Annotated in this window: 8 protein-coding genes and 1 tRNA gene; 1 reads left to right on the plus strand and 8 read right to left on the minus strand. The window is 38.7% G+C overall.

Translation table 11 applies throughout. From position 1 onward, the window contains the following. The first annotated feature begins 74 nt into the window (after nt 1-74). A complete protein-coding gene (locus tag TY13_RS19095; RefSeq protein WP_042479210.1) occupies nt 75-2,006 on the plus strand; it encodes an ABC-F family ATP-binding cassette domain-containing protein in 1,932 nt (643 codons plus the stop codon). Between the two features lie 38 nt (nt 2,007-2,044). On the opposite strand, the gene TY13_RS19100 is transcribed toward TY13_RS19095, so the two are convergent. From TY13_RS19100 to TY13_RS19135, 8 genes are all read right to left on the minus strand, one after another. Beyond that, nucleotides 2,045-2,413 carry a hypothetical protein gene (locus tag TY13_RS19100; protein WP_042479213.1) on the minus strand — a complete coding sequence of 123 codons (369 nt, stop codon included), beginning with the start codon at nt 2,411-2,413 and terminating at the stop codon, nt 2,045-2,047. Between the two features lie 547 nt (nt 2,414-2,960). Then, nucleotides 2,961-3,977 carry a tRNA (adenosine(37)-N6)-threonylcarbamoyltransferase complex transferase subunit TsaD gene (gene tsaD, locus TY13_RS19105; protein WP_042479215.1) on the minus strand — a complete coding sequence of 339 codons (1,017 nt, stop codon included), beginning with the start codon at nt 3,975-3,977 and terminating at the stop codon, nt 2,961-2,963. Further along, nucleotides 3,978-4,418 carry a ribosomal protein S18-alanine N-acetyltransferase gene (rimI, locus tag TY13_RS19110; protein ID WP_042479216.1) on the minus strand — a complete coding sequence of 147 codons (441 nt, stop codon included), beginning with the start codon at nt 4,416-4,418 and terminating at the stop codon, nt 3,978-3,980. A 3-nt stretch (nt 4,419-4,421) separates the two neighbouring features. Continuing rightward, nucleotides 4,422-5,123 (minus strand): tRNA (adenosine(37)-N6)-threonylcarbamoyltransferase complex dimerization subunit type 1 TsaB, encoded by a 702-nt coding sequence (gene tsaB / locus TY13_RS19115; protein WP_042479218.1) that lies wholly within the window; start codon nt 5,121-5,123, stop codon nt 4,422-4,424. Continuing rightward, nucleotides 5,120-5,572, minus strand: a complete 453-nt coding sequence (tsaE, locus tag TY13_RS19120) for a tRNA (adenosine(37)-N6)-threonylcarbamoyltransferase complex ATPase subunit type 1 TsaE (protein WP_042479220.1) — start codon at nt 5,570-5,572, stop codon at nt 5,120-5,122. Before tsaE ends, tsaB begins: the two co-directional genes overlap by 4 nt. Before the next feature lie 239 nt (nt 5,573-5,811). Further along, a complete protein-coding gene (locus tag TY13_RS19125; RefSeq protein ID WP_052344391.1) occupies nt 5,812-6,141 on the minus strand; it encodes a hypothetical protein in 330 nt (109 codons plus the stop codon). Between the two features lie 317 nt (nt 6,142-6,458). Continuing rightward, nucleotides 6,459-6,534 (minus strand) — tRNA-Asp (locus TY13_RS19130). Between the two features lie 90 nt (nt 6,535-6,624). Then, nucleotides 6,625-7,521 (minus strand): patatin-like phospholipase family protein, encoded by an 897-nt coding sequence (locus TY13_RS19135; protein ID WP_042479226.1) that lies wholly within the window; start codon nt 7,519-7,521, stop codon nt 6,625-6,627. Nucleotides 7,522-8,161: the final 640 nt, after the last annotated feature.

Here is an 8,161-nt window from a genome sequence, read left to right on the forward strand (position 1 = left end):
GAATAAGTAAAGTATCCATCATTGCACCAAGCATGCGTATCTATTACACTTAAAGCATGAACTGAGGTGTAACTATGATTGTATTACAAGTAAATCAACTATATAAATCTTTTATTACGGATGAAATATTAAGCGGTGTTAAGCTAGAAGTACAACATCGTGACCGTGTCGCCCTTGTTGGCCGCAATGGTGCAGGGAAATCAACTTTATTAAAAATTATCGCAGGGCAAATGTCCTACGATTCTGGTGAAATCATTATCCCAAAGGATATTAAAATCGGCTATTTAGAGCAGCATGCAGGGCTTGATTCTGAATTATCAATGTGGGACGAAATGATGACAATCTTTGTAGGGCTACAACAAATGGAGAAAAAACTCCGCGCTTTAGAGCAGCAGATGGCAGAGCCTGATGTGTATGAAAACCCAGAAGCATATGCAAAATTAATGGCGGAATACGACCAATTACAGCATGATTTTAAAGAAGCTGGTGGCTATCAATTTGAGGCTGATACGCGCTCTGTTTTGCATGGTATGCAATTTTACCCTGAAGACTATGCGAAACCAATTCGCTCCTTATCAGGTGGACAGCGCACGCGTCTAGCTTTAGCTAAGCTATTATTATCAAAGCCTGATCTACTAATTTTAGACGAGCCAACAAACCATTTAGATATCGAAACATTAGCATGGCTTGAAAATTATTTAAAAGGCTATGCTGGTGCTATTTTAATCGTTTCACATGACCGCTACTTCCTAGATCAAGTTGTATCCATTGTCTACGAAGTATCGCGTACACGCGTTACAAAATATGTAGGTAACTACAGCGCTTATTTAGATGATAAAGCAAAAAATTACGAGCGTGATATGAAATTATATGAGCGTCAGCAAGATGAAAAGGCAAAGATGGAAGCGTTCATTCAAAAAAATATCGCCCGCGCATCTACAACAAAAATGGCCCAAAGTCGTCGTAAAATGTTAGAGCGTACGGAATGGATGGATGCCCCTGATGGTGATGAAAAATCGGCTAGCTTCGGCTTTTCAATTGAGAAGCAAAGTGGCAATGATGTGCTAGCAGTTGATGCGCTCACTGTAGGCTATCCAAACAAGGAAATTTCTCGCAACATTCAGCTGCGCCTATTTCGCGAAGATCGCGTTGCACTTGTCGGTCCAAACGGTGTTGGTAAATCTACTTTATTAAAGACTGTTGTACAGGATTTGCAGCAGCTCGCTGGGGATATTCGCTATGGTACAAATGTACAAATTGGCTACTATGATCAAGAGCAAGCAAAGCTTAATTCTAATAAAACAGTGCTGCAGGAGCTTTGGGATGAATGGCCACTAATGAATGAAAAGGATATCCGCACCGTGCTTGGACGCTTCTTATTTAGTGGCGATGATGTTGGAAAATCCGTTAATTCTTTATCTGGCGGCGAAAAAGCCCGCTTGGCTCTTGCTAAACTGATGATGCAAAAGTCCAATTTCCTAGTGCTAGACGAGCCAACAAACCATTTAGATTTAGACAGTAAGGAAATTTTAGAAAATGCTTTAATTGACTATCCAGGCACACTGTTATTTGTATCGCATGATCGCTATTTTATTAACCGTATTGCAACAAAGGTCGTAGAGCTAGCACAAGACGGCTCATTCGAATATTTGGGCGATTACGATTACTATGTTGAGAAAAAGCAAGAGTTGGCGGATCTTGCGGCAATGAAAGAATCCTCATTAGTCGAAGCAGCTATTGTAACAAAAGCCTCGACATCTACAATTGATAAGGATGCTAAAAAACGCGAGCGCCAAATTCGCCGACAATTAGAGGATATTGAAGGTCAAATGACTACACTCGATGAACAGATTGTAGCTTTAGAAGAGCAGCTTTGTGATCCAGCAATTTTTGCTGATCATGAGAAAGCGCTAAAAATTCAAAATGAATTAGACTCTGTAAAAGAAAGTCATGAAACGCTCGAAATGGAGTGGCTTGAGCTAAGTGAGGAACTAGAAAGCCTATAAAAATAATGGGACATTGAACGCATAACGCTCAATGTCCTTTATTTTATTCTTCTTAGCGGCTTTTTATATTTTAAATCACGGTAAGCGCCATACACGCCATATACCCAGCCGAAAAGTAATGTGATAACGATTGCAATAATCATATTTAATACGTTCGCATATGGCTTTTTCATGCGAATTAGACGATAGTTTCCTATGTGAATACTTTCATACACTCTTTTTATGTCCTGTCTTCCATAAACAATGGCTAGAGGATAACAAGTAATCGCTGCAAAAATAAGCAGATTTGAAAATGAATATAAAATATAAATACCGAATACAGTATGACTAAGCAGCCATAAAACGATACTCGCTAAAACTCCACCAAAAATTAATAACGCAATCATTGAGCTTTTATTTTGCTTCAATAGATTCCCCCCTATTTACACATTTGCTATTCTACTTTATATTACATATATATTGGTCAATATACAAATTTCGATAAAATTAGCCCACAATTTTATTCACATTCAAAGTGTAGCTATACCAACATATCAACAGACTTTTCCACATTATCCACAATCAAAAATTTTTTTCCCCACATCATAATGAGGAAAACTGCATACTATATATTGATAAATCACAACTTACACACAAGTTATCCACAATTTGTGCATAAGTACGGATGTTCTTATTGACATTTTACTGTTTTCTACTCTTGGCCTGTGGATAATTTTCAGAAAAATTAAACCTTTTATATAATGGTGTATTTTTAAGCATATCGACAGCAAAAAACAATATAATTTTACATTATGCCAAACTAGACCAATTATGCCTTGAATAATATTAACTCAGACGCTCCGCCACTTAGTTCCTCCTAGCTGAACAAAAAAACGCCACTAGCTTTTCATCGCTAATGGCATTTCTATTTATCTCTGTTGAAGTTGGTTATAACCTGTGGGAATGAAGTATGAATTATACCCAGCTTTTTAGCTCCATGCCAGGGCGACCATTCATCATCATATCGCCGCGCACGCCAGCCTCATACATTTTAGCACCTGCTGCACCAATCATTGCTGCGTTATCTGTACACAACTTCAATGGTGGTACGTAGAAAGGAATACCTTGCTGTTCAAAAGCTTGCTCAAGCGCTGTGCGCAGACCTTTATTTGCAGCTACACCACCTGCTGCTATTACTTGTTTTACATTAAATTCACGAGCTGCACGCAACGTTTTGGTCGTTAATACTTCTACTACACTATCTTGGAAGCCTTTTGCTACTTGTGTTGCAACAATCTCTTCACCACGCTGATCCATATTATGCTTATAATTAATAACTGCTGATTTCAAACCACTAAAGCTAAAATCATAACTTTCTTCCTCTAACCAAACACGTGGAAAAGATACAGCACCTTCTGCCTCATGTGCCAATCGGTCAATATGTGGTCCACCAGGATAAGGCAAATTCAGTACACGCGCTACTTTATCATATGCCTCACCAGCTGCATCATCACGTGTTTCACCAATTAACTCGAAATGCCCATGCTCCTGCATGTAAACAAGCTCCGTATGTCCACCTGATACAACAAGAGCTAATAACGGAAATTCCATTGGCTGCACTAGATTATTCGCATAAATATGCCCAGCAATATGATGAACACCAACAATTGGTAAATGGTTTGCCCACGCAAAAGCCTTCGCCGCATTAATTCCGATTAACAATGCTCCTACAAGCCCTGGTCCTTCAGTAATTGCTACGGCTGTTAACTCGCTTGGCTGCAGCCGTGCCTGTGTTAATGCTTCCTCAATAACAATTGTCACTTGCTCCACATGGTGACGTGAAGCAATTTCAGGCACAACGCCACCAAAGCGTTTGTGGCTATCAATTTGAGATGCTACAACATTTGATACGATCTCAGTTCCGTTTTTAATAATTGCAGCTGCTGTTTCATCACAGCTTGTTTCAATTGCTAAAATATATTGATTTTCCATTTATAATTTCACCCACATGACAAGAGCATCCTCTTGATTATCAGTATAATATCCTTTTCGTAGACCTCCATCTTGGAAGCCTAGTTTATAATATAGGCTTTTCGCTACTACGTTTGATACACGCACTTCCAAGCTCATCGTTTCCATATTTGCCTCACGTGCAACACGCATTGCCTCACACATTAAGCCTTCTCCTATTTTTCTTCCTCTTGCAGACTCGATTACAGCGACATTTGTAATCTGTGCTGAATCAATAACGAGCCAGCTTCCACAAAAGCCCAGAATCTCTCCATTTTCCTCAGCTACCGTATAATAAGCAAATTGATTTTCTGTCATTTCATAGTAAAACGAATCTAACGTCCATGGTGTTGGAAATGCAGCAACTTCAATTGCATACACAGCTTCCACATCTGCTACTGTCATTTTGCGATATTGCACCATTGTCTATTTGCTCTCCTTTTGCTCTTTCAACCAGTTTGCCTCCGCCTCTGCAATGCGGCGATATTGTGGCACGAAAGAATGTATAGCTTCCATTGAGGGCAACTCTCTATTCATCGCTAATGCAACTAACTCTGAAGCACGAGGCAAATTCAAAGTAAACGAGGCAAAAATTGCTCGCTCCCCTAAGGCTTGTTCAATCTGCTCTTTATATAATGCAACATCCGCACCAATAAATAATACTGGTTCTTCATGCTTCTTTACTTGCTCCAGCAAATCCTCGATTGCATAATGTCCATCCTCTAATAATGCATTTAAAGTTTGGCCTTGATAAATAGCCGCATATACATGCTGACGTCTTGCATCGAATAAAGGACAGACAATTCCACTAAATAAATATCCATTAGCAGCTAACACTTGTAGGCTCGATACACCTACTAAAGGCTTTTGCAATGTCCATGCTAACGTTTTAGCTAACGTCACACCTATTCGAACACCTGTGTATGCCCCTGGTCCCTCGGATACTGCTATCGCATCAATCGCTGTAGGTTGGATTGATGCCTTTGCACATAATTCCTCAATAGCAGGCATTGCACCAGCTGAATGCGTTATTTTAATATGTTGAACAACTTCTGCAATGATTTTGCCGTCTTGTACTAGTGCAATGGATAACGGCGCATTTGCTGTTTCAATTCCTAACCAAATCATTTCATTAACTCCTCACAAAGCTCGACATAACGAGCACCCATCGGCTCTAAAATAAATAATCTTTCCTGTTCGCCAGTTCGCTTAATCGTAATTGCTAAGCGTTCTTTTGGTAAATCTTCTTCGATTAAATGTGCCCACTCTACAACTGTTACAGCATCACCATAAAAAATTTCCTCCCAACCTAAATCCTCATCGCTATCCATTAAACGATAAACATCTAAGTGATTTAAAGGTAATCGTCCTTCATATTGCTTCATAATTGTAAAGGTAGGGCTATTCACTGTTCTTTTAATACCTAGCCCTTTTGCTAAAGCTTGTGTAAAAGTCGTTTTTCCAGCCCCTAAATCGCCTTCTAATGTAATTGTATCTTGTGATTCTAATCGCTCAGCTAAATTTACAGCAAGCTGCTCTGTTTCTTCTAATGATTGTATATGCTTTTCAAATTTCATATTTTTAACCCTTCCTGAAAATACATTACTTTTAGTTTACTCGAATGCGAAAAAATGTTCAAAGGACTACTGCTACTTTTGCACACCAAAAGAGGCGTCTTTAGAAATGAATCCTAAACGCCTCCTTATATTTGGCAGTAATAAAATCCTATGAGTAATTTACTGCCCTTAAAAGCTCGATTAATGAAATCTAACAATCTAAGAAATACTACCAATTGAAGTTTTGCTTTATATAGTGTTTAACGTGTTGAATGCCCGCGTAATTCGATTACTTTTTTCTCAATGAGCTGATCGTTTTGAAAATGTATTTCATAAGCTTGTGTTAATCTATTTTCATCCTGCCAAATGTAGATACCCTCTTTTTGAAGTGTCCCTATACCTTTTGCAGTATTTACAACATCAAGATAGCTCATACCTACCTCTAGCTGATTAAATTCTTGTTCATTCATATATTTCTGCCATACATATGCATTCGAATCTTCAATATCAATTAGCTTCCCTTGTTCATAGGCCGCACAACTACTTAAACCGAGCGTAATAGCCAACACGCCACTAAATTTCTTTAGCATACGCCTCACTCCCGACATCGTGTATATAACAATACATACCCACTATGAACATTTTGAAAACAAATATTTCGACAAAATTCGAGTTATTTATTAAATTAATTATGCCTTACCTAGCTCCAGTTCAGATCCTTTCAAGCAAGTTCAAAGCTGAAGTTAGCCTGTAAATATCACTTGTATTGTACAAACTCCAGGATATTTTCTATTATCATAACGTTGCGATGCTTTAGACTGAGTTCTTCACTATCAGAAGTGCTTACACATTCGCTAAATCAAAAAAAGCCTTTATAAGCAAATTCTGCTTATAAAAACTACATAAATGGCGGTCCCGACCGGGATCGAACCGGCGATCTCCTGCGTGACAGGCAGGCATGTTAACCGCTACACCACGGGACCAATTTATTAAATTATTTTATCGACATTTAATATATTAGCATTATTTATTAGTATTTACAATAGTTTATTTAAAAAAATACGCCTCTAATTTTAGAAGAGACGTATTTTAGGCCACCCTATTAAAAATTGCTTTGCTCGAGTCCTTCCGATAGCAATTAACTCCTCTTTCGCTTCATCATCCATTGTAAATTGCGTAGCACTATATTCTTCAACGGGAATAAACATAATATCTCGTTCATGCCTTCTCGATATATAACGCTGATCATGCGCATCCTTCATCGTTGCAAAAAGCGACTCAAATAATTGTAGCCCATTATTAATTTTTCTAGGTTGTTGATGCTCAGCACGCGAACTTAGTTTAATTCCAAGTAGAGGTCGTATTCTTTTCCCATTACGTTCATCAAATATCCAAAAAGGAAAATTGCTCAAAACACCCCCATCTACTATGACAGATTCATTATTCCTTGCTTTTAAAATTACAGGTTCAAAAAAGAATGGTATACTACAGCTCATCCGCAAAGCACGTGCCACTAAAAATCTATTTGCATCAATCCCGTAGCTAATTAAATCATCTGGCAGTACAATCATTTTACCATTCGACAAATCCGAAGCAACTACCTTTAAGGACCCTGAAGGCAAATCTGCAAATGTGTAAATATTTCTATCGGCTAGCTTTCTGTAAAACCATTTTTCTAGTGCAATCCCTCGATATATTCCCAGATGTCGATACACATTGAGCCATTTTAAAAATGGAAAATTGAACAATGTTCTACGACTATCCAAAAGCGTCGCAAAATTTAATTCATCTAACAGTTGCTCTATTTCTTTAGCGCTATATCCCGCTGCAATAAATGCCGCCATAATTGCTCCTGCACTCGTCCCTGCTACACGCTTAAAGCGAAAATTTTCCTCTTCTAAAACTTGATACGCTCCAACTAACGCAAAGCCCTTCAAGCCACCACCAGAGAAAACTCCATCAATCAGCATATTTCCCCTCCTACTTTATTGTAGGAGCATTGAACATAAAATATAACTTTAGACAAGTAAATTGGTTACGATATTGTTACATTCAATTTTAAATATTAGCGGAATCCATGCTAATAAAAGACATTGCTGCATCATAATAAAACTATTCCTATAGTTAAAGAAATTGTTAAATATTTCAAGGAATTCATTTTTAAATTAGAGACTTTGGCATATCGAGATGTTCTATCAAGAGATTTTCGCTTTCTATCAGTAACTTTTGGGGTTCTATCAGGAAGTTTCGTACTTCTATCAGGATAGCCATCGAAGCGCTGACTGACCTTCGGTCTTTGGTAGTTAGGGGCTTCCCTTTTTTTAAACAAAAAAACCACTGATTTCTCAGCGGTTTACTCGTGCGAAGCGATGTCCTACTCTCACAGGGGGTGCCCCCAACTACCATCAGCGCTTCAACGCAGCACAGCTGAGCGGCGGATTTCTTCGTTGCCTGCGGCGTTTACGGTGCTCATGTACAAAGTACATTCCGCTCCGCACGCCTTGTCGCCTCGACCTCCTTGCTCATCTGCACTGCTTCATGTCATATTCGCTTGAAAGTGATAGCGATTGTTAGCCTTCGATACCGCGCCGAGCTGACCTTCGGTCTTTG

It is taken from the genome of Bacillus ndiopicus (assembly GCF_000612805.1).
GTDB lineage: Bacteria > Bacillota > Bacilli > Bacillales_A > Planococcaceae > Metasolibacillus > Metasolibacillus ndiopicus.